At 70.4% G+C, this 20070-nt stretch carries 20 protein-coding genes; 16 read left to right on the top strand and 4 right to left on the bottom strand.

Features of this window, described 5'->3' with window-relative positions; all coding sequences use genetic code 11:
• Nucleotide 1 precedes the first annotated feature (1 nt).
• The 7 genes from WMF45_RS35950 (at nt 2) to WMF45_RS35980 (ending at nt 7526) form a co-directional block, all read left to right on the top strand.
• Entirely contained in the window at nt 2-1915 is a 1914-nt protein-coding gene (locus WMF45_RS35950; protein ID WP_437710062.1) for a fumarate reductase/succinate dehydrogenase flavoprotein subunit, read from the top strand.
• Nucleotides 1915-2688 (top strand): succinate dehydrogenase/fumarate reductase iron-sulfur subunit, encoded by a 774-nt coding sequence (locus WMF45_RS35955; protein WP_437710064.1) that lies wholly within the window; start codon nt 1915-1917, stop codon nt 2686-2688. The genes WMF45_RS35950 and WMF45_RS35955 overlap by 1 nt, the downstream gene beginning before the upstream one ends.
• Before the next feature lie 1165 nt (nt 2689-3853).
• Nucleotides 3854-4636: a DUF5995 family protein gene (locus WMF45_RS35960; protein WP_437710066.1), complete on the top strand. Its 783-nt coding sequence runs from the start codon at nt 3854-3856 to the stop codon at nt 4634-4636.
• A gap of 47 nt (nt 4637-4683) precedes the next feature.
• A complete protein-coding gene (gene msrP / locus WMF45_RS35965) occupies nt 4684-5718 on the top strand; it encodes a protein-methionine-sulfoxide reductase catalytic subunit MsrP (protein WP_437710068.1) in 1035 nt (344 codons plus the stop codon).
• A gap of 2 nt (nt 5719-5720) precedes the next feature.
• Nucleotides 5721-6380 (top strand): sulfite oxidase heme-binding subunit YedZ, encoded by a 660-nt coding sequence (locus tag WMF45_RS35970; RefSeq protein WP_437710070.1) that lies wholly within the window; start codon nt 5721-5723, stop codon nt 6378-6380.
• A gap of 115 nt (nt 6381-6495) precedes the next feature.
• A complete protein-coding gene (locus tag WMF45_RS35975; protein ID WP_437710072.1) occupies nt 6496-6960 on the top strand; it encodes a hypothetical protein in 465 nt (154 codons plus the stop codon).
• The gene (locus WMF45_RS35980; RefSeq protein WP_437710074.1) at nt 6882-7526 is read left to right on the top strand and encodes a hypothetical protein; all 645 of its coding nucleotides are present in this window, start codon (nt 6882-6884) and stop codon (nt 7524-7526) included. The genes WMF45_RS35975 and WMF45_RS35980 overlap by 79 nt, the downstream gene beginning before the upstream one ends.
• A gap of 33 nt (nt 7527-7559) precedes the next feature.
• Here the strand turns inward: WMF45_RS35980 and WMF45_RS35985 are convergent, their stop codons facing one another.
• On the bottom strand, nt 7560-8150 hold the full coding sequence (locus WMF45_RS35985) for a DUF420 domain-containing protein (RefSeq protein ID WP_437710076.1): 591 nt from the start codon (nt 8148-8150) through the stop codon (nt 7560-7562).
• A 158-nt stretch (nt 8151-8308) separates the two neighbouring features.
• A complete protein-coding gene (gene gor, locus WMF45_RS35990; protein ID WP_437710078.1) occupies nt 8309-9733 on the bottom strand; it encodes a glutathione-disulfide reductase in 1425 nt (474 codons plus the stop codon).
• A gap of 124 nt (nt 9734-9857) precedes the next feature.
• On the opposite strand from gor, the gene WMF45_RS35995 reads away from it, so the two are divergent.
• The 9 genes from WMF45_RS35995 to WMF45_RS36035 all read left to right on the top strand — a co-directional run bounded on the left by WMF45_RS35995 (nt 9858) and on the right by WMF45_RS36035 (nt 18868).
• The gene (locus WMF45_RS35995; protein WP_437710080.1) at nt 9858-10886 is read left to right on the top strand and encodes a lysylphosphatidylglycerol synthase domain-containing protein; all 1029 of its coding nucleotides are present in this window, start codon (nt 9858-9860) and stop codon (nt 10884-10886) included.
• A gap of 326 nt (nt 10887-11212) precedes the next feature.
• Nucleotides 11213-12019 carry an acyltransferase gene (locus WMF45_RS36000; RefSeq protein WP_437710082.1) on the top strand — a complete coding sequence of 269 codons (807 nt, stop codon included), beginning with the start codon at nt 11213-11215 and terminating at the stop codon, nt 12017-12019.
• A gap of 15 nt (nt 12020-12034) precedes the next feature.
• Complete coding sequence (locus WMF45_RS36005) at nt 12035-12265, top strand: acyl carrier protein (RefSeq protein WP_437710084.1); 231 nt, start codon at nt 12035-12037, stop codon at nt 12263-12265.
• Nucleotides 12262-13437 (top strand): hypothetical protein, encoded by a 1176-nt coding sequence (locus WMF45_RS36010; RefSeq protein WP_437710086.1) that lies wholly within the window; start codon nt 12262-12264, stop codon nt 13435-13437. The genes WMF45_RS36005 and WMF45_RS36010 overlap by 4 nt, the downstream gene beginning before the upstream one ends.
• Nucleotides 13438-13507: 70 nt before the next feature.
• Nucleotides 13508-14464, top strand: coding sequence for a GNAT family N-acetyltransferase (locus WMF45_RS36015; RefSeq protein ID WP_437710088.1), 957 nt, complete (start codon nt 13508-13510; stop codon nt 14462-14464).
• 118 nt (nt 14465-14582) lie between these two features.
• Nucleotides 14583-15305: a pirin family protein gene (locus WMF45_RS36020; RefSeq protein ID WP_437719614.1), complete on the top strand. Its 723-nt coding sequence runs from the start codon at nt 14583-14585 to the stop codon at nt 15303-15305.
• A 324-nt stretch (nt 15306-15629) separates the two neighbouring features.
• Nucleotides 15630-16109, top strand: coding sequence for a hemerythrin domain-containing protein (locus WMF45_RS36025; protein ID WP_437710090.1), 480 nt, complete (start codon nt 15630-15632; stop codon nt 16107-16109).
• A 443-nt stretch (nt 16110-16552) separates the two neighbouring features.
• Complete coding sequence (locus tag WMF45_RS36030) at nt 16553-17200, top strand: hypothetical protein (RefSeq protein ID WP_437710092.1); 648 nt, start codon at nt 16553-16555, stop codon at nt 17198-17200.
• Between the two features lie 63 nt (nt 17201-17263).
• A complete protein-coding gene (locus WMF45_RS36035) occupies nt 17264-18868 on the top strand; it encodes a S8 family peptidase (RefSeq protein ID WP_437710094.1) in 1605 nt (534 codons plus the stop codon).
• Nucleotides 18869-18876: 8 nt separating this feature from the next.
• Here WMF45_RS36035 and WMF45_RS36040 read toward each other — a convergent pair whose 3' ends face one another.
• Nucleotides 18877-19302 carry an STAS/SEC14 domain-containing protein gene (locus WMF45_RS36040; protein ID WP_437710096.1) on the bottom strand — a complete coding sequence of 142 codons (426 nt, stop codon included), beginning with the start codon at nt 19300-19302 and terminating at the stop codon, nt 18877-18879.
• A gap of 329 nt (nt 19303-19631) precedes the next feature.
• Complete coding sequence (locus tag WMF45_RS36045; RefSeq protein ID WP_437710098.1) at nt 19632-20057, bottom strand: STAS/SEC14 domain-containing protein; 426 nt, start codon at nt 20055-20057, stop codon at nt 19632-19634.
• Nucleotides 20058-20070: the final 13 nt, after the last annotated feature.

Consider the following 20070-nt stretch of genomic DNA (forward strand, 5'->3'; position numbering starts at 1 on the left):
CATGCAGCTGAATGCGAAGATCCCTGAAGGTCCCATCGAGAAGAAGTGGGACCAGCACCGCTTCAACCTGAAGCTCGTCAACCCGGCGAACAAGCGGAAGTACACGGTCCTCGTCGTCGGCACCGGCCTCGCCGGGGGCGCGGCGAGCGCGACGCTGGCCGAGCTCGGCTACAACGTGAAGAGCTTCTGTTTCCAGGACTCTCCGCGCCGCGCCCACAGCATCGCCGCGCAGGGCGGCATCAACGCCGCGAAGAACTACCAGAACGACGGCGACAGCATCTACCGCCTCTTCTACGACACCGTGAAGGGCGGCGATTACCGCGCGCGCGAGGCCAACGTGTACCGGCTCGCGCAGATCAGCGTGAACATCATCGACCAGTGCGCCGCGCAGGGCGTGCCGTTCGCGCGCGAGTACGGCGGCGTGCTCGCGAACCGCTCCTTCGGCGGGGCGCAGGTGTCGCGCACGTTCTACGCGCGAGGCCAGACGGGGCAGCAGCTCCTCCTCGGCGCCTACCAGGCCCTCGAGCGGCAGATCGGCCTCGGCAAGGTGAAGATGTACCCGCGCACCGAGATGCTCGACCTCATCGTCATCGACGGCAAGGCGCGCGGCCTCATCACCCGCAACCTGATCACCGGCGCGCTCGAGACGCACCTCGGCGACGCGGTCGTCCTCGCGTCGGGCGGCTACGGCAACGTCTTCTTCCTCTCGACGAACGCGAAGGGGTCGAACACAACGGCCATCTGGCGGGCCCACAAGCGCGGCGCGCTCTTCGGCAACCCCTGCTTCACGCAGATCCACCCGACGTGCATCCCGGTCTCGGGCGACTACCAGTCGAAGCTGACGCTCATGAGCGAGTCGCTCCGCAACGACGGCCGCATCTGGGTGCCCACGAACCTGGGCGACACGCGCCCGCCGGAGCTCATCCCCGATGGCGAGCGTGACTATTACCTCGAGCGCCGCTATCCGAGCTTCGGCAACCTCGTGCCGCGCGACGTCGCGTCGCGCGCGGCGAAGGCGGTATGCGACGAGGGCCGCGGCGTGGGGCCGACGCGTCTCGGCGTGTACCTCGACTTCTCGGACGCCATCCGGCGCCTCGGCAAGCCGGCCATCGCCGAGCGTTATGGCAACCTCTTCGACATGTACGAGCGCATCACCGGCGACGACCCGTACAGCGTCCCGATGCGCATCTATCCGGCCATCCACTACACGATGGGCGGGCTCTGGGTGGACTACAACCTGATGAGCACGATCCCCGGCCTGTACGTGCTCGGCGAGGCGAACTTCTCCGACCACGGCGCGAACCGCCTCGGGGCGAGCGCGCTGATGCAAGGCCTGGCGGATGGGTACTTCATCATCCCCTACACCATCGGCGATTACCTCGCGTCGACGAAGCTCGAGCGGATCGACGACCTCCACCCCGCCGTGAGGGACGCCGAGCGCGACGCGAGCGCGCGGCTGAACAAGCTGCTCGGCGCGAACGGCTCGCGCACGGCCGACTCGTTCCACCGCGAGGTCGGCAAGATCATGTGGGAGGCGTGCGGGATGGCGCGCAACGCGGCCGGGCTCAAGGGCGCGCTCACGCGCATCCCGGAGCTCCGCGAGCAGTTCCACCGCGACGTCCGCGTCTCGGGGACGGGCACCGGCCTGAACCAGGAGCTCGAGAAGGCGGCGCGCGTCGCCGACTTCTTCGAGCTGGCGGAGCTCATGTGTCGTGACGCGCTCGACAGGGAGGAGTCGTGCGGCGGGCACTTCCGCGAGGAGCACCAGACGCCCGAGGGCGAGGCGAAGCGCGACGACGAGCGCTTCTCCTATGTCGCCGCCTGGGCATGGAGAGGCGAAGGTCAGGCCCAGGAGCTCCACAAGGAGCCGCTCCAGTTCAACGAGGTTCACCCCACGCAGCGGAGTTACAAATAATGCGCCTCACCCTCCATGTCTGGCGGCAGAAGGGCAAGTACGAAGCGGGCCGGTTCGTCACGTACGAGGTGCCCGACGTCAGCGAGCACATGTCCTTCCTCGAGATGCTCGACGTGCTCAATCAGCGGCTCATCCTCAAGGGTGAGGAGCCAATCGCGTTCGATCACGACTGTCGCGAGGGCATCTGCGGCATGTGCGGCTTCATGATCAACGGCCAGGCGCACGGCCCCCTCCGTGGGACGACCGTGTGTCAGCTGCACATGCGTCACTACAAGGACGGCGACGTGCTGTGGCTCGAGCCTTGGCGAGCCCAGGCGTTCCCGGTGGTAAGCGACCTCGCCGTGGACCGCAGCGCGTTCGACCGGATCATCGCGTCGGGCGGCTTCGTCTCGGTGTCGACGGGCAGCGCGCCGGACGCGAACGCGATCCCGGTGCCGAAGGTGGTCGCCGAGCGCGCCATGGACGCGGCGGCGTGCATCGGCTGCGGCGCCTGTGTCGCATCTTGTCCGAACGCGTCCGCCTCTCTCTTCACCGCGGCGAAGCTCACGCACCTGAACCTCCTGCCGCAGGGCCAGCCGGAGCGCGATCAGCGGAGCCTCAACATGGTCGCCCAGATGCGCGTCGAGGGCTTCGGCCACTGCACGAACGTCGGCGAGTGCGAGGCGGTCTGCCCGAAGGAGATCCCCCTCGACATGATCGCGAAGATGAACCGCGACTACCTGCGCGCGACGCTCGTCCACCGCGACGTGCAGGCCAAGGGCGGCACCGGCTGAGGCGCCGCACCACCGGCCTCGCCCGAGGCCGGTGGCGCCTCCCCTCCCTCCCCTCTCCTCGACAGCGAACGCCCTCCTCCCGCACGTCATGAACGGCGGCGCTCCGTCGCCGTCACCCCGCCGCCAAGGCGGGCGCGCCCCGGATTGACCACCGGCTCGTCGCCCGACGCGCCGCGCCAAGGGTGCGCCCGTGGCCCGCGGGATCGGGCCGGCCCTTCGGCCCATCACCGCCCGTACGGCCAGCCCCCGGTGCCTGCAGGCCCAGGCTGCAGCGCCTCGGCGCGAGGCTTACCCGAGCAGGGCGCCGCGGCATGACAGGCGAGCCCTGGTGCCACGGGTGCGCCAGCACGATCCCGACGGCCGCGGCAGGCGTGGCAGGAGACCGCCGTCATCCCCCGTTTTCGTACAATTTTTCACCAAAACTACAAGATTTCGCAGGCCACCTGTGGAAAACAGGCCAGGAGTTTCCTGATCACCGACTCAGGTACTTCCTAAACAATCTTCACATCCCGAGCTCCAACCGTACAGTCAACGTGGGATAAGCACTCGGCATGTTTCGAGAACATCTCGTCGCGACTCGCGCCCATGCCAGTTGGGGCTTTCCAGGTGTGACGAGCCGTCGCTCCAGTAGCAGCGCAACCGCGAAGATGCCGTGGCGCTCTCCCGCGCCGCAATGAAACGTGTCAGGGTCAACAGCCACTTGTTCGAGGCCACGAGTTGGAATAACCTCGAAATTGTCCTGAACGGGATCAGACGTCATAAGACAATTGTGGTCACCCCACACCATGTCGTAGACTAGGTCGAACTTAGAGCGCCGCAGCGAGGGGGGGCATCCCGCGGCGAGCGCGTCGAGGATCGCATCGAGTATCGCTCTTCTGCGGAAGCCGGTTCGAGGGGAGGGCCGGCAGGAGGGGAAGCCAGAGGCAACGGCCGCGGCGACCTTTCTCCCGGCGGATCAGGAGATCCGCTTTCCACATGGGAACGACGCGCACCGGGACCGCAAATCAGATCCACGGGGGCCGGGCAGATCGCCTGACGGCGCCCTGCTGCACCGTTCGTGCTGCGCGCCTTTGGCGCGCGCCGGGGTCTGCGAGGCTGATCGGATGCGGGAGTTCGAACATCAGACAGGTCTCTTGGACGAGCGAAGAAGTAGGAGGGGAACTTCATGAGGTGCTGCATCGACGGCCTTAATCTGCATCCGACGAGCGTCCACGATGCTGCCGTTGCTCTCGACACCGTGACGGATCGGCTCCTCGCCGCGGGGGATCGGCGAGCGGCCTTCACCGACGTCTACGGTATCGTCACGCGCGCGGTCGCGGCGCAGGCCGAGCGACGCGATGGCATGTTCCTCGAGCCGGCGTGGATCTCGCGGCTCGCGGGCCGGTTCTGCGAGCGGTACCTCGAGACGCTCGGCTGGTACGATCGGGGCGCGGCGCAGGACTGCGGCGCCTGGCACATCGCGTACGCGAGCACGGCGTCGCGGTTCACGCCCCCCGTGCAGAACGCGCTGCTCGGCTTCAGCGCCCACATCAACTACGATCTGATCTTCGGGATCCACGCGACGATCGTCGAGTTCGGGCACGGCGCCGACAGGGCGATGCTCGCGCGGCTCAAGCACGATCACGATCAGATCAATACGCTGCTCCGCGCCTCGGTCATCGAGGCGCTCGCGCGCCTCACAGCGCGGCACGGCTGCCCCCTCAGCGCGTTCTTCCTGGAGACAGCGCCGGAGGTCGCGGTCTGGGTGTCGATGGAGATGCTCTCGCGGTGGCGCGAGCGGGTCTGGGACGACGTCCTGGCGCTCCTCGCCGCGCGCAGCGGGAGCGAGCGGGCGGCGCTCTCCCGCGGGATCGACCGGCGCTCCACGCGCATCGCCCAGATGCTCGCGCTGCCCTCGATCCACCAGGCGCCGCATACGGCGCTCCGCCTCCTGTCAAGGGCCGCGTGATCGCGACCGACCGCAACCGGAGCCCCGCCCGATCGTAGAATGGGGGCATGAGCAAGCTGCCCAAGGAACCGCCCGCCGGCGAGATCACCCCTCCAGCGCTCTACCTGCGGCGGCGCGAGCTCCTCAAGAACGCGGCGCTCTTCGCCGGCACCGCGTCGGCCATGGGCGGCGGCCTCGTCTGGCTCACGGGCGGCGCGGCGCGCCTCTCGGCGGCCGGCGCCCCCGGCGGCGAGGCCACGCCGCTCGGCAGCGCCGCCGCGCCGCCGGGGCCGCTGGCCGCCGGCGCGTCGTCCTCCGGGACGAGCCCAGGAGGCCCGTTCGTCACCGACGAAGCGCGGACCTCCTACGAGGACATCGTTTCGTACAACAATTTCTACGAGCTCGGCCTGAGCAAGTCGGAGCCGGCCAGGAACGCCGGCCGGCTCAGGCTCCGCCCCTGGGCCATCGCGTGCGAGGGAGAGGTGAAGAAGCCCGAGGTCATCGACCTCGACACCCTCCTCCGATGGTTTCCCCTGGAGGAGCGCGTCTATCGAATGCGCTGCGTCGAGGCGTGGTCGATGGTGATCCCCTGGCTCGGGTTCCCGCTGGGCGCGCTGCTCAGGCGCCTCGAGCCGACCTCTCGCGCCCGGTACGTCCAGTTCACCACGCTGCTCGATCGAGAGCAGCTGCCCGGCCAGGGGAGCGACGTGCTCGAGTGGCCTTACGTCGAGGGGCTCCGGATCGACGAGGCCATGCACCCTCTCACGATGCTGGCCGTGGGCCTCTACGGCAAATCGCTGCTCGGCCAGAACGGAGCGCCCATTCGCCTGGTGGTGCCGTGGAAGTACGGGTTCAAGGGGTGCAAATCGATCGTCAGCATCAAGCTCACCGAGCGGCAGCCGACGACGAGCTGGAGCCGCGCCGCGCCGGACGAGTATGGGTTCTATGCGAACGTGAACCCCGCGGTGGATCACCCGCGCTGGAGCCAGGCGACGGAGCGGAGGATCGGTGAGCTGCGCCGCCGCCCCACGCTGCCATTCAACGGCTATGCGGAGGAGGTCGCCGGCCTCTACAGCGGGATGGACCTGCGGGAGAGCTTCTGACGATGCGCGCGCCAGCGAGGACGATGTCGCCGCCGCGCGCTGTCGCCGCCGGTGTGCCGGCTGGCCGGAAGCTCGGCTGGCTCACGCCCGCGGTCGTGGCCGGCGGGCTGATCCCGGTGGCCGTGCTCGGCCTGCGCGCCGGGGCCGGGGCGCTCGGCCCGGACCCCGTCGCCGAGGCGCTGAACCAGCTCGGCCTGCTCGCGCTCGTGCTGCTCGTCGCCTCGCTGGCGGCGACGCCGCTCAAGCTCGTGTCGGGCTGGACGTTTCCGCTGCGTATCCGCAAGGCGCTCGGGCTGCTCGCGTTCTTCTACGCGTGCGCCCACTTCCTGACGTATGCGATCGTCGATCAGGGCCTCGACGTGCGCGCGATCGTCGAGGACATCACGGAGCGCCCCTTCATTCTCGCCGGCTTCGTCGCGCTCCTCGTGCTCGTCCCGCTCGCGGCGACGTCGACCGCGCGCATGCTGAAGCGCCTCGGCGCCGCGCGCTGGAAGCGCCTGCACCGCCTCGCCTACGCCGCCGCCGTCCTCGGGATCGTGCACTTCTTCCTCCGCGTGAAGAAGGACACGACAGAGCCGATGATCTACGCGGCGCTGCTCGCGCTCCTCTTCGCCGTGCGCATCGCGAGCGCCGTCCTGCACAGACGCGCGGCGCGGCGCTGAGGCTCCGGCGTCGCGCCGTCGCGCGCGGTCACGCCGCCGCGCGGCGAACCTGCCGCGCGGCGCAGCGCGTTCGGATACCATGGCGCTTCGACGTGGAACGCGTGAGGACGGCGTCATGAGGCTCTTCACCATCGGGGACAGCATCTCTCAGGGCTTCATGTCGCTCGGCGCGGCGCGCACCCAGCTCGCCTACTCCACGTGGATCGCCCATGCGCTCGGCGTCGACGTCGGCGACGCGCGGTCGAGCCCGGCGTACCGTGTGCCCGACTACCCGGCCCACGGGCTGCTGCTCGATCTCGAGGTGGTGCTCCGCCGCCTCCAGCTCGCCTTCGGCCCCACGATCGACAGGCTCGAGTGGGCCGCCGTCCTCCTGGAGATCAACCGGGTGCTCGACGTGGCCGAGGAGTACTACGAGCGCGGCGAGGGGGCCGGCCGCTACCGCGGCGGGAGCGTGCCCTGGTTCCACAACGTCTCGGTGTACGGCTTCGACGTGGCCGACGCGTGGCTCGTGACCCCGAGGGCCTCCCGCGCTACTACCCCTATTACACCTATCCCCCGCTCGCTCGGGGCACGCGCCTGATCGAGGCGGGCGCGCCGCACCTCACCGCGGCGGACGCGCGGCGCATCGACGAGACGGTCGACGCCTGCAACGCGCAGCTCGTCCGGCTCATCGAGGAGAAGAACGCCCGCCACCGCACGCCCCGGTATCACCTCGTCGACGTCTCCGGCGGCCTGGACCGGCTCGCGTACCGGCGCACCGGCGGCGAGCCGGCATACGAGTTCCCCGCGTACTTCGCGGCCAACGTCGCGCCACCGATGGACACCCGCTTCTACCACGTCGATCGCGCCGGGCGCCGCAAGGCCGGCGGCATCGTCAGCCTCGACGGCGTTCACCCGAGCGTCATCGGCCAGGGCCTCCTCGCCCACGAGTTCCTCAAGGTCATGAGGGAGGCCGGCGTCCCTGGCGCCGACCCGGACCGCCTGCCGTGGCCCAGGATCGTGGCGAGCGACACGCTCTATCAGGACCCGATCCCGCTGATGGAGGAGATCTACCAGTACGAGGAGCTCTCCTACGCCGTGCTCTCAGCCTACCGGTACGTCTTCGGAGGCTTCCAGGGGCGGCGCGGCAGCATCAAGGACTTCTAGAGCGGTTCCACCCGCCCCTGGTACGAGCGCCGCTCACGGCACGGCCGGCGCGCTCCCGCGGAGCATGAAATAGATCAGCACCCCGGTGACGGAGACGTAGAGCCAGAGGGGCAGCGTCACCCGAGCGACCTTGGCGTGCTTCGCAAAATTCGCCTTGTAAGCGAAGTAGAACGACGTCAGCGCGAGCGGCACGATGCCGGCCGAGAGCACGATGTGCGAGATGAGGACGGCGAAGTAGACGGCGCGCAGCGGCCCGGTGCCCTGGTACTTCGTGTCGCCATGGACGAAGTGATAGGCGAGGTAGCCGACGAGGAACAGCGACGAGGCGGCGAACGCCGAGACCATCAGGTACTTGTGCACGACCATCGCGCGGCGCTTGATCGCGATCCAGCCCGCGACGAGGAGCGTGGCGGCCGTCGCGTTCAAGGCGGCGTTCAGCGGCGGCATGAAGCGGAGATCCGCGCCGCCCGCGCCCCGCCGGATGATGAGGATGTAGGCGAGGAACGCCAGCGCGGCCGCGGAGAGCACGGCATTGAAGGCATAGAACGAGCGGTCGCTGGTGCGGGCGAGCAGGCCGACCGGCTTCAAGTGGCTCGAGGCGTGGGACGACATCGCGCGGTCCATACCAGAGGAGCGCGCCGAGCGCGAACGCGAGCGAGCAAGCTCGGATCAGCGAACGGAAGCGGACGGAAGCGGACGGAAGCGGACGGGGACGACCGCCAGCGCTCGCAGACGGATTGAAGCGGACGGGCGCGGACGGAGCCGCCCCGAGCGACCTCGGGCTAGGCGGAGCTCGGCGCGATCCCCATCGGGGGGCTGCGATCGAGGTTCCGCAGCGGCTCGCGCATGGTCACGAACTCCTCGGCCGCGGTCGGGTGGATGCCGATCGTCGCGTCGAACTGCGCCTTGGTCGCGCCGCACTTCAGCGCGACGGCGAACCCCTGGACGATCTCGCCGGCGTCGGGGCCGACCATGTGGACGCCGAGCACCCGGTCGGTCGCGCGGTCGACGACGAGCTTCATCATCGTCTTCTCCTCGCGCCCGGAGAGGGTGTGCTTGAGCGCGCGGAAGGTCGAGAGGTAGATGGCGACGTCGTGGTGCTCTCGCGCCTGCGCCTCGGACAGGCCGACGGTGCCGACGCTCGGCTGGCTGAAGACGGCGGTCGGGATGCCGGCGTAGTCGACGCGCGCGCGCTCGCCGCGGAAGAGCGTCTTCACCAGCGCCATCGCCTCGGCGATGGCCACGGGCGTGAGCTGCACGCGCGAGATGACGTCGCCGAGCGCATAGATGGACGGGACCGACGTCTGGAACGCGTCGTCCACCACGACCGCGCCCTCCTCGTCGAGCTTCACCCCGACCTCCTCGAGGCCGAGCCCCTTGGTCTTCGGCAGGCGCCCCGTCGCGTACAGCACGCAGTCGGCGGCGAGCTCGGTGCCGTCGGCGAGCGTCGCGGCGAGCGCGTCGCCCTGCCGCGCGATGCTCTCGACGCTCGCGCCCAGGCGGAGGTCGAGCCCCTTCTTCTGGATCTCGGCGGCCAGGAACGCCCGGATGTCGTCGTCGAAGCCGCGCAGGAGGTGCAGGCCGCGGTGGACCAGCGACACCTTGGCCCCGAGGCCGTGCAGGATGCCGGCGAGCTCGACCGCGATGTAGCCGCCCCCGACGATGACCGCCCGCCGCGGCATCGTCGGGAAGTGGAACAGATCGTCGGAGGTGACGGCGAGCTCGCGCCCGGGGAGATGGGGGATCCAGGGATAGCTGCCGGTCGCGACGAGGATCCGCTCGGCGGTGATCCTGGCGCCGTCGATCTCGACGGCGTGGGGATCGACGACCCGGGCGTGCCCCCGCCGGACGTCGGCGCCCGAGTTCTTCAGGAGCCGCTCGTAGATGCCGTTCAGGCGCTCGATCTCCTTGTCCTTGTTGCGGAGGAGCGTCGACCAGTCGAACGACGGGCCGGCGTGCCCGTTCCCGCCGGCGCCGTGGCCGGGCACCGTCCAGCCGTAGCCGGCGGCGTCCTCGAAGTCCTCGGCGTAGTGCGAGGCGTAGACGAGGAGCTTCTTCGGGATGCACCCCAGGTTGACGCAGGTACCGCCGAGGTGGCGCGACTCGGCGACGGCGACCCGGGCGCCGTAGGAAGCGGCCATGCGGGCTGCGCGCACGCCGCCGGAGCCGGCGCCGATGACGAACAGATCGTAATCGTACTTGGACATGGCGGACGACTATGCCCCATGTCGGGCGCGGTCGCCGCGCGCCGTGCGGTCGCCGCGCGCAGGGCTCCGCTCCCTCCAGCTTCGGCCCGGCCACCGGCGCGGGGATTCTGCTACGGTCCCGCCGTTGCGCTCCTCGACCCACACGGGATCCTTCGCCGACGCTCCGCCACCGCGCCCGCGCGACGGCGACCTGCAGGAGCGTCCCGCGCCGCGCCTCGCGGCACGCGCGCGCCGCGCCCTGCCCTTCTTGCTGGCGGCCGCGCTCGTCGCGTTCGTCCTCGGCCGGCTCGACTTCGACGCCTTCCGCGCCGCCCTGTCGCGCGTCGACGCCCCGCTCTTCGTCGCCTTCGCCGCCCTCTTCGTCCTCGCGCTCCTCGGCGCCGACACGTTCGCGACCGTCCTCGTCTACCGCCGCCTGATCGCGCCCGTCGCCTTCCGCGATTTCCTCGTGCTCCGCGGCGCCTCCTACCTCCCGTCGCTGCTCAACCACCACGTCGGTCAAGCCTTCGTCACGGTCTTCCTCGCGCGCGTGCACGCCGTGCCGCTCGCGCGCGTCGCCGGCGCGACGCTCGTCGTGTACGCGTCGTGGCTCGGCTGCCTGCTCCTCCTCGGCGCCGTCGCCGTGCCCGCGAACGGCGGGCCGCTCGCCGGGTCCGCCCTGCTCCTCGCGGCGGGCGCGCTCTACCTCGCGATCCTCGCGCTGCGCCCCGCCCGGCTCGCCCGGGCGAAGCTCCTCGCCCCGCTCTTCGAGGCGGGCGTGCGCGGCCACCTCGTCGCCCTCGCCGCGCGCATCCCGCACCTCCTCGTGCTGTTCGCCGGCACCTGGCTCCCCTTCTGGTTCTTCGACGTGCGCATTCCCCTCGGAGCCGCCCTCACGTACATCCCGATCCTGATGGTGGCGGTGACGCTCCCCATCACCCCGCAGGGCTTCGGCACGCGCGACGTGCTCGCCGCCGCGCTCTTCGAGGGCTTCGCGGCCGGCGCGACGCGCGACGCACGCCTGGCCGCCATTGCCGCCTCGACGACGACGTGGGCCGTGGCGGTCACCCTCGTCGAGGCCGCGCTCGGCCTGGTCCTCCTCCGGGGCGTTTTGCCCCATATGGAGGCAAAGCGCCCCACCGACGCTTCGCCGTCCGGACATGACGCGGCGTAACGCGGCTCGCCGTCACGGTATTTGCAAATCTTGCAACCAGGCCACTCGCCAACGTCGATTGGCGCATGGTTTGCCATGAAGCGGTAAAGCGGCGGAAGAGCGGGCCTGGAGAGACCCAGCAGAGGCCCGCAGCGACCCAGCAGCGACCTAGCAGAGACCCAAGAGGCCCTGCGGAGGCCAAAGCGAGATAGGTCGGCCAAGAGCGGGTTCGGCGCGACGAGTTTCGGGTTATAGTCTCCGGCCCCCTGGCGTTCGTTTCGTCCTTCTGGCCGCGTGCGACCCGCTGAACATCGCAGACTGGACCAGTCCGCGCCGAGCGACCTTCTATGAAGAATCTGGTTCGTTTCCTCGCCTCCTCCGATCACGACGTCGCCCGCGCCATGCGCCACGTGCGCCGGCAGGTCCGCAGCTTCACCCTGCCCGCGCCGCGGCCCCTCGTGGTCCCGATGCGCGTCGCGTTCGAGGCCGCGCGCGAGGTGTACTATTTCGGTGCGCGTGTTCTCGTCTGCGAGCCGCATTTCAAGTCACACTGCGCGCAGTACGGCAAGGGTGTCCGGACGGGGACCTTCATCCACTTCATCAATGGGCGGGGCGACATCATCCTCGGTGATAACGTCGTCCTCGACGGCAAGACCGACTTCATCTTCGCCGCGCGGTTCAGCGACCGCCCCACGCTGCGGATCGGCGACAATACCGGGATCGGTCACGGCTGCCGGATCGTCGTCGGCAAGTCGGTCACCATCGGCAAGCATTGCATGATCGCGGCGGGCGTCTTCATCCTCGACTCGAGCGGCCACCCGAGCGATCCGGAGGCCCGGAGGCGGGGCCTGCCTCCCTCGGACGCCGAGGTGCGGCCGGTCGTCATCGAGGACAACGTCTGGCTCGGGACCCGGTCCACGATCTTCCCGGGGGTCACGGTGGGCGAGGGCAGCGTGGTGTCGGCGGGCTCCATCGTGATGGCCGATGTCCCGCCGTACACCGTCGTCGCTGGCAATCCGGCCCGGCGGGTGGCATCACTCCGGACCGAGCCGCCGCCGCCCATCGCGCCCGCGGCGGACCGCGCCGATGCGAACGCGAGGAGGCACGGCGCGGACGACGCTGCGCGTCGCTCGGGCTCTGACAGCGCATCTTAACCCTGGAGTTCTTTCATGATGATCGAGGTGGAGAAGGTGATCGATGTCATCGTCACGGTCGGCCGCTTGCCCGCCGCGATCAAGCCCGATGACGACATCTACGACGCGGGGTTCTCCTCGGTTCGAGCGCTCCAGCTGCTCACCGAGCTGGAGGACCAGTTCAACGTCGCGCTCCCCGACGACCGGTTCACCGTCGCCCGCACGCCGCGCGCGCTGAGCTCCCTCATCCAGGAGCTCGCGCCGTGAGGAGGGTCGTCACCGTCGAGCTCGCGGCGCCTGCGACCGAGATGGCGCAGGAGGAGATACCCAAGCAGATCGCCTTCCTCTCGAAGGAGATCGCGGACATCCGCTTCGTCCGCGAGGGCGCCGCGCTGGAGTTCGAGGCCCCCGAGGAGCGCGCGGCCGACCTCGCGAAGGCGGCGGAGGGCATCGCGCGCACCATGCAGCGCAGCCTGCGCCAGCTCACGCGGAAGCTCGTGTACCGCAGCCCGGCGTGCGATCGGGTGGAGTTCCGGGGCGGCGCGCTCCCCGCCGGGATCACGCAGATGGGCCAGGGCCAGGTCGCCCTCGAGGGCATCCCGCTGCGGCTCTACCGCTACTTCGATCGCTCGCTGGAGGCGCTCGGCGCGCCGTTCTCGCCGAGCCCGATCCTGGTGCCGACGTTGATCCCGGCGGCGACGCTGGCGAAGTGCGACTACTTCCGCTCGTTCCCGCACATCGTCACGTTCACGTGCCATCTGCCGGAGGACATGCCGCTCATCGAGGATTTCCGGGCGCGGCATCAGGACCGGGACACGCTCGACGAGCGCGCCCTGAGCGACATGGCGCAGCCGGAGGTGTGCCTCTCGCCGGCGGTCTGTTACCACGTGTACGCGGCGAACCGGGGCCGGGTGCTGCCGGCGGGCGGCGCACGCTACGCCCTCGCGGGCCGCTGCTTCCGCTACGAGTCGAGCAAGATGGTGGACCTGCGGCGGCTCTGGGAGTTCACGATGCGGGAGATCGTCTTCCTCGGGTCGCGGGAGAACGTCCTCGCGCTGCGCGAGCAGGGGAACGAGATCGTGGCGCGCTACCTCGACGAGCACCGGCTCGCCGGCGAGATCCGGACGGCGAGCGACCCGTTCTTCATCGCGCCGGACGCGGCCGCCAAGACGTACTTCCAGATCAGCAGCGAGACGAAATACGAGATCTCGTTGATGCTCCCGGAGGGCGAGCGCGTGGCGGCCGGCTCGCTGAACTACCATACCGACTTCTTCGGCCGCGCGTTCAGCTGCGATGTCGAGGGCGCGGGCCCGATGCACAGCGTGTGCATCGCGTTCGGCCTGGAGCGGTGGGTCTACGCGTTCCTGGCCCAGCACGGCGACGATCCGACCGGCTGGCCCGATGTCGTGCGGCGCGCTCCCGAAATGGCGACCCTGTAGCGCGGCGCATCGCCGCTCCGCCGCTTGCTCGCAGTTCCGTCTCCTGGGGGTTCTGAGAGGCTTCGCGTCCATGAAGTTCGAGCGCGTCGATCCAGTCGCGGCGGCGGACGAGGCCAGCTTCGTCCTGCGCGAGGCGTGGCCTCCGCCGACCCTCCATTACACGGCCGGCTACCTGCGATGGCAGTTCGGCTACCCCGGCCCGTCGCCGAAGGCCGTGCTCGCGCGAAAGGGCGGCGAGCCGGCCGGCTTCATCGGCGTCGCGCCGCGCCGCTTCCGGTTCCGGGGCGCCACGTCGGAGGGATATGTCCTCTCGTTCGTGAGCGTGCGGCCGAAGTTCCAGGGGCAAGGGCTGGCGAGCCGGATGTACGCAGAGCTCCTCGCCGATCTCCGGGAGACCGGCCTGCCCATCGCGGTGTTCGTGGAGGCGCGGTCCGCGCCCGCGCAGCGCGTGCTCTTCAAGGCGGTGGCGGCGGTGGGTCTCGAGCTGAAGCAGCTCACCGCGTGCCGGAACCACGGCTTTCTCCCCCGGGCGAGCGCCGCGCCGCCGCGGGCCGTGGCCGCGCCGGCATCGGTGGAGGACGTGCTCGCCGTGATGGAGGCGTGCAGCGGCGAGCGCGTGCTGTGGGCGGCGCCCGACGCGGCGCACCTCGAGCACGCCCTCCGCGATCCACGGCCGCGCCGGCTGTTGCTCGTCGAGGAGGCGGGTGAGGCCGTCGGCGCCGCGGTGGCTTTCCTGTCGGAGATCGCGACCGCGCGGGGGATCGACCGGGTGGCGACGCTCGGCGCGCTCTTCCTGCCGGAGCCGACCGCCGATCGGCTCGCGGCGGTGATGCGCGGGGCGTCGGAGGCTTTCGGTGGAAAGGCGACCGCACCGACGGTGAGCGCGCCGAACCTGGCGATCGTCCCCCAGGACCAGCTCAGGCCGGCCGGCGTGCGCGCGACGGCCGCGACCTTCGACGCGTTCGTGATCCAGGCGAAGGGCGGGCCCTGGCTGGACGCCGAGACGACCAACCTCGAGGTCGTCTGAGGCAACGGTGTCCCAGGGGCATCCATCTACATTGCAGATGGTTCCCATCAGAACAATGCCGATTCACAAGATGGATCGGCGGGCGCATGCTGAGGTCATGGCCAACAACACTTCTTCGATGGTGATCCGGCGCTCTGGCGAGCGGGGCTATGCCGACCACGGGTGGCTGCAGTCGTTCCACACGTTCTCGTTCGCCGACTACCAGGACCCGGAGCACATGGGCTTCCGTGCGCTGCGGGTCATCAACGACGACCGCGTCGCCCCGTCGCGGGGGTTCGGGATGCACCCGCACCAGAACATGGAGATCGTCACCTATGTCCTGGAGGGGGAGCTCGCGCACAAGGACAGCATGGGGAACGGGTCGATCATCCGCCCTGGCGAGGTCCAGCGCATGTCGGCGGGGACGGGCGTGTACCACAGCGAGCACAACACCTCGAAGGCGGGCGCGACCCACCTGCTGCAGATCTGGATCGTGCCGGATCGGCGCGGGTATACGCCGAGCTACGAGCAGAAGGCGTTCTCGAAGGAAGAGCGCCAGGGCAAGCTGCGGCTCGTCGCCTCGCAGGACGGGCGCGAGGGCTCGGTGACGGTCCACCAGGACGTGAGCCTGTTCGCGGGGCTCTTCGGGCAAGGCGAAGAGGCGCGCTACGAGCTCCCCGCCGGCCGAAACGCCTGGGTCCACGTCGCGCGCGGGAGCGTCGAGCTGAACGGGACGCTGCTCGAGGCCGGCGACGCGGCGGCGCTCGAAGCAGCCGGAGCGCCCGCCGCGGGAGGAGCAGGTCAGTCGCTCCACCTCGTCGGGAAGGGCGCGGGCGAGGTGCTGCTGTTCGACCTCGCCTGAAGGGCGGCTCTCGCGCGCTCCGGCCGCCGGCGGCTCGATGAGACAGAGGAGACAGCGGGAGATCGCGCCCATGACGCCACGGCGTCAGGAGACGCCTGCCGCCTGCAAGGGAGCTCCCTGGGGCAAACAGGCACCTTGCGGGCGGCGGCTCGACATACCGCCATGATCGTCATCCCTCTTCGCTCGACCGCCGCAGACGCGCCATGTCGCCGCCGCGCTGCGGATCCGACGCCAGGAGGCCGCTGAATCCGTGAATCTCGATCTGGCAGGCTTTGCGTGTCTCTCCCGCTTGCTCGCCGGCGGTATACGCTCCATAGAGATCTCATGGATGCCATCGATCTCCTCGTACGCCACCACCGCGAGCTCGAGCAGCGATTCTCCGAGCTGAAGGAGGCCTCTTCCGTCACCGCGGCGCAGTTCTCCGCTGCCGCCGACCTCCTCGCCACCCACATCACGATCGAAGAGCAGGACTTCTACCCGGCGGTCCGGGCTCGCCGCACCGAGGATATCCTCCTCGAGTCGCTGGAGGAGCACCTGTCCATCAAGCGCGTGCTGGCCGATCTCGTGGCCCTCGACGCCGCGGACGAGAGGTTCGGGGCCAAGATCCATGTGCTCGCCGAGCAGCTCGAGCACCACCACAAGGAGGAGGAAGAGCACCTGTTCCCCAAGGTCAGGAAGCTCCTTGACGACGGCGCGCGCGAAGCGCTCGGGCAGCAGATGCACGCGAGGATGCGCGCGCTGCAGCAGGGGGAGCCCCGCAGGCTCGTCCTGGGCCAGACCGACGCCGCAGCGCCCCTCCCCTGAACCATGCGCTGCCTCTCCAGCCCCCTCTCCCCGGGGCCGTGAGCGCCCGGACACGCGGTTCAGAGACGACTGGACGACGGTTAGAACGGTTAGAACGGTTAGAAACGATACCCTCACGCAACACGCGCGTGCTGAAGCGGGACATAAAAACCTGAGCCGCACCCGCGCGCCGGCGCCACCGCCACCCTACGACTCAGCGAAAGCCGAGAAATTCGTCGGAGCGAAGGCGATTTTTCTAGTAGGAGTTCCCCTACGGTCGTTATTCTACACTGCTGCGAGTCTCGTGGCAGGGGTCCGGAATGGCCGCGGGAAGAGAGCATGCTGCGAAGAAGCCGATGGACAGGGCCTGATGCCGTACGCCAGCTGCTCGGCGCAGCGGGCGCTGTCCGGCGCGCGAGCGAGCGATGTCCAACGCTCACCGGGGGATCTGCGACGGAGGTAGGATGACGGCTCGACCTGTACTCTCGATTGACACATCCTTCGACCCGGACAGCGCGTGGTTCGCGGCCGGACGCACGCAGCTCTACGGGCGTATGGGAGAGCAGTTCTCCATCGTACCGTTCGGACGCGCCAGCGCGGAGCGGAGGCGAATACTCCGCCAGATCGCGCGCGCCGAGAGCACCGGCAATCCCTTCCGGGCGATCGTTGTGTCGTCCCACGGCAAGACGAGCTGCGTTGTGGACGACGAGTCGCCCGACGGCATCCTGCTGTCGCACGAGAGCCCGGCGCAGGAGATCGAGCTGTGGGCGCGCAATCGCGTGCTCTATTTCTGCTGCGGCGAGACCGCGAACGGCCCGCTGTTCGACAGGCTCCTCGACGCGGGAGCGCGGGCGGTCGTCGGCTTCACGGGGAGGCTCGGCGCCACGACCGTCGACGGCAAGTTCTTCTGGCGGCTGCTCGATCACGAGCTGGTGACCTGCGCGCTGCACGACCAGCAGGTGCCGGGCTTCGAGAGGGCGAGGCAGCAGTTCCTGGAGCGCGTCACGCTGCGTCTCACGTCGCTCCCCGACGACGGAGCGGTGCGGGACGAGCTCTCGAAGATGAGGGACCTGCTCGTGTCGATGGTGATCCGGGGCCCGGGGACGGGCTAGCCCCAGCGCGGCGCGCTCTCCGGTAGACCGAGCGCCGCGCGGTCCGGTAGATCCAGGAGAGCCATGAGACGCAAGCCGACCGCGGTGCTCTCCTCGGCGGCGCTCCTCCTTGCCGCCATGGCGGGCGACGGCCTCGCCAGCCCGCGCGCGGCCGTGCGCGAGGAAGCGGAGGAAGCGCGCGACGCGTGGTTCATGGACGGCGGGCGCCTCGTCGCGGTCGAGCGGCTCGGTCCTGCCGCGCTGGGCGCGTCCTCGACGCCGCGCGCGCTCGCGCCGGTGCGGCTCCGCTATCCAGACGGACGGACGGTCGAGGCGAGCGTCGGCGCGACCGCGATCGTGGAGGTCGAGCCCGGCGCGCTGGACGTGTTCGACGCGCTCGGCGCCGCTGGGGTGGAGCTGGTGAGGCCGCTGATGCCCTCGATCGGGCTGTGGCTCGTCAGGGACACCGGCGGCGGCGACGGGCTCGACCTCGCCCAGCGCCTCCAGGGCGCGGCGCGGCCGGCCTCCGTGCGGGAGGCGATCCCGGACCTCCACGTGCGCCTCAAGGCGCACGGCGCGCCGTTCGCGCCGGACGACCCGCGCCTGCCCGACCAGTGGTACTTCGACGACCTCAGGATGCAGGAGGCCTGGGGGCGCACGCAGGGAGACGCGGCCACGTCCATCGTCGTCATCGACACCGGCTGCGACCTCGATCACCCGGACCTCGCCGCGAAGATGGATCCAGGCCTGGACGTCATCGACGACGACGACGACGCCACCTACCAGCCGGGCGAGCAGAGCGTGAACCACGGGACGGCCTGCGCGGGCCTGATCGCCGCCGACACCAACAACGGCGTGGGCATCGCGGGCGGCTGCCCCGCCTGCAGGCTGCGGTGCGTGCGGCTGATCGACGACGAGCCACGGCCGATCTCCGCCTCGGTCGACGCCTTCGAGTTCGCCCTGCAGGTGAACGCCGCCGTCGTGTCGAACAGCTGGGGGTACGCCGACCCGATGCCCGTCCCCAGGGTGGTCGAGGCCGCGATCAACCGCCTGTTCGACGCCGGGCGCAACGGGAAGGGGGCGCTCGTCCTGTTCGCCGCCGGCAACGACGACCGGGAGATCCTCGACGACGAGCTCCAGGCCGTGCGGGGCGTCCTTACCGTGGGCGCCGTCAACCACCTGGAAGACGCGACGCCGTTCACGAACCGCGGGAGATCCATCGATCTCGTCGCCCCCACGGGGACGCTGAGCACCGATATCGCCGGGAGCGAGGGGGACGACGCGAGCGACTACACCGACCGGTTCGGCGGCACCTCGTCGGCGTGCCCTGTCGCCGCCGGCATCGCGGGGCTGCTGGTGAGCGCCGCGCCCGAGCGGACGGCGGGCGAGCTCTACGATGTCATGATCCGGACGGCGCGGCTGGCGCCCTACGCGGTCCCCGACGAGAGCGGGCACGATCCCCTCTTCGGGCACGGGATCATCGACCCTGTCGCGGCGCTCACGGAGGTGCTCGGGGACGAGCCGCCGCCGCTCTCGGGAGGCGGCGAGGGCGCCGGCGACCAGCGCGCCGGCTGCGCGTGCGCTTCGACCGGCGCGGGCTCAGGCGAGCGGCGAGGCCTCGCGGCGGCGGCGCTCCTCGGCCTGGCGGCGGCGGCGCGCCGGCGCGGCGCGGCCCGCGCGCGCCGCTGAGGGGGACGTCACGCTCCAGGCCGCCGCCCGGCCCGGAGCGCGTCCCGCCGGACGAGCAGCCATGCGCGCGCCTCGCCTTCCGTCGCGAAGAACTCGACCGGATAGGATTGCCTCGTCAGGAGCTGCACGCTCTTCGCGGCGAGCGTGGAGACGACACGCACGGCGAAGCTCGCGCCAAACAGCGCGATCGCGTCGAAGCGCACGCCGCGGAGCTCGTCCGCCATCACCTTGCGCGCCGACGCCGAGATGGTCCCGGTGCGGCGCGCATCGGAGAGCACGAGGACCGCGCGGCCGCTCTCCGACAGGCGCCTGCACGCGGAGGCGATCGCGCGCGCCGTGTCGTCCGAGATGTCGCCCACGATGGCGGTGCACAGGATCCCTTCAGCGTCCTCGCGGAGGGCCACGCTCGCGTCGTCGATGCGGGGGTCGCTCATGGTGTTGCACGGTAGCTCGTTTGCGCGGCGGTACGACGTTCGCTCCATCACGGACGCCATCCTCGCGACGACCGGCGAAGCGGCCGATCGAGCGCGTGGGCCGCGGCTCGGGGCTGCGCATGCGCCGGGTCGCCCGCGCGCCGCGGAGGGTGACGTCACGCCTAAATCCGCCGCCCGGCCCGGAGCGCTCCCCGCTGCTTGAGGAGCCACGCGCGCGCTTCGGCTTCCGTCTCGAAGAACCCGAGCAGATAGGGTAGCCCATCCCCGCCGACGTGCGTCGTGCGCGCCGGCGCCGCGCCGATGGCGCGCGCCTCGGAGGGCGGCGGGCGTCATGCGCCCTGCCGCTGCGTGGCCCGGAGCGCGTCTCGCTGGGCGAGCAGCCACGCGCGCGCCTCGCCCTCCGTGTCGAAGAACGCCAGCGGATAGACCTCGCCCGTGAAGAATTGCACGCTCCTCGAGGCGAGCGTGGTCACGACGCGCAGGGAGAAGCTCGCCCCGAAGACCGCGACCCCGCTGAAGCGCACGCCGCGCAGCTCTTCCGCCAGCGCGCTGCGCGCCGCCGCCGTCAGGGTCCCGACGCGGCGGGCGTCGGAGAGCACGAAGACCTCGCGACCGCTCTCCGACACGCGCCGGAACAGGGCGCAGAGAGAGCGCGCGATCTCTTCCGAAATATCGCCCTCGATGGCGAACCAAAGAATGCCGTCGGCGCCCTCCCGGAGGAAAGGGCATGCGTCCTCGGAACGGGGCTCGCTCATCTCCTTCAGGCTA

It is taken from the genome of Sorangium sp. So ce448 (genome assembly GCF_051520915.1).
GTDB classification, from domain to species: domain Bacteria; phylum Myxococcota_A; class Polyangia; order Polyangiales; family Polyangiaceae; genus Sorangium; species Sorangium cellulosum_B.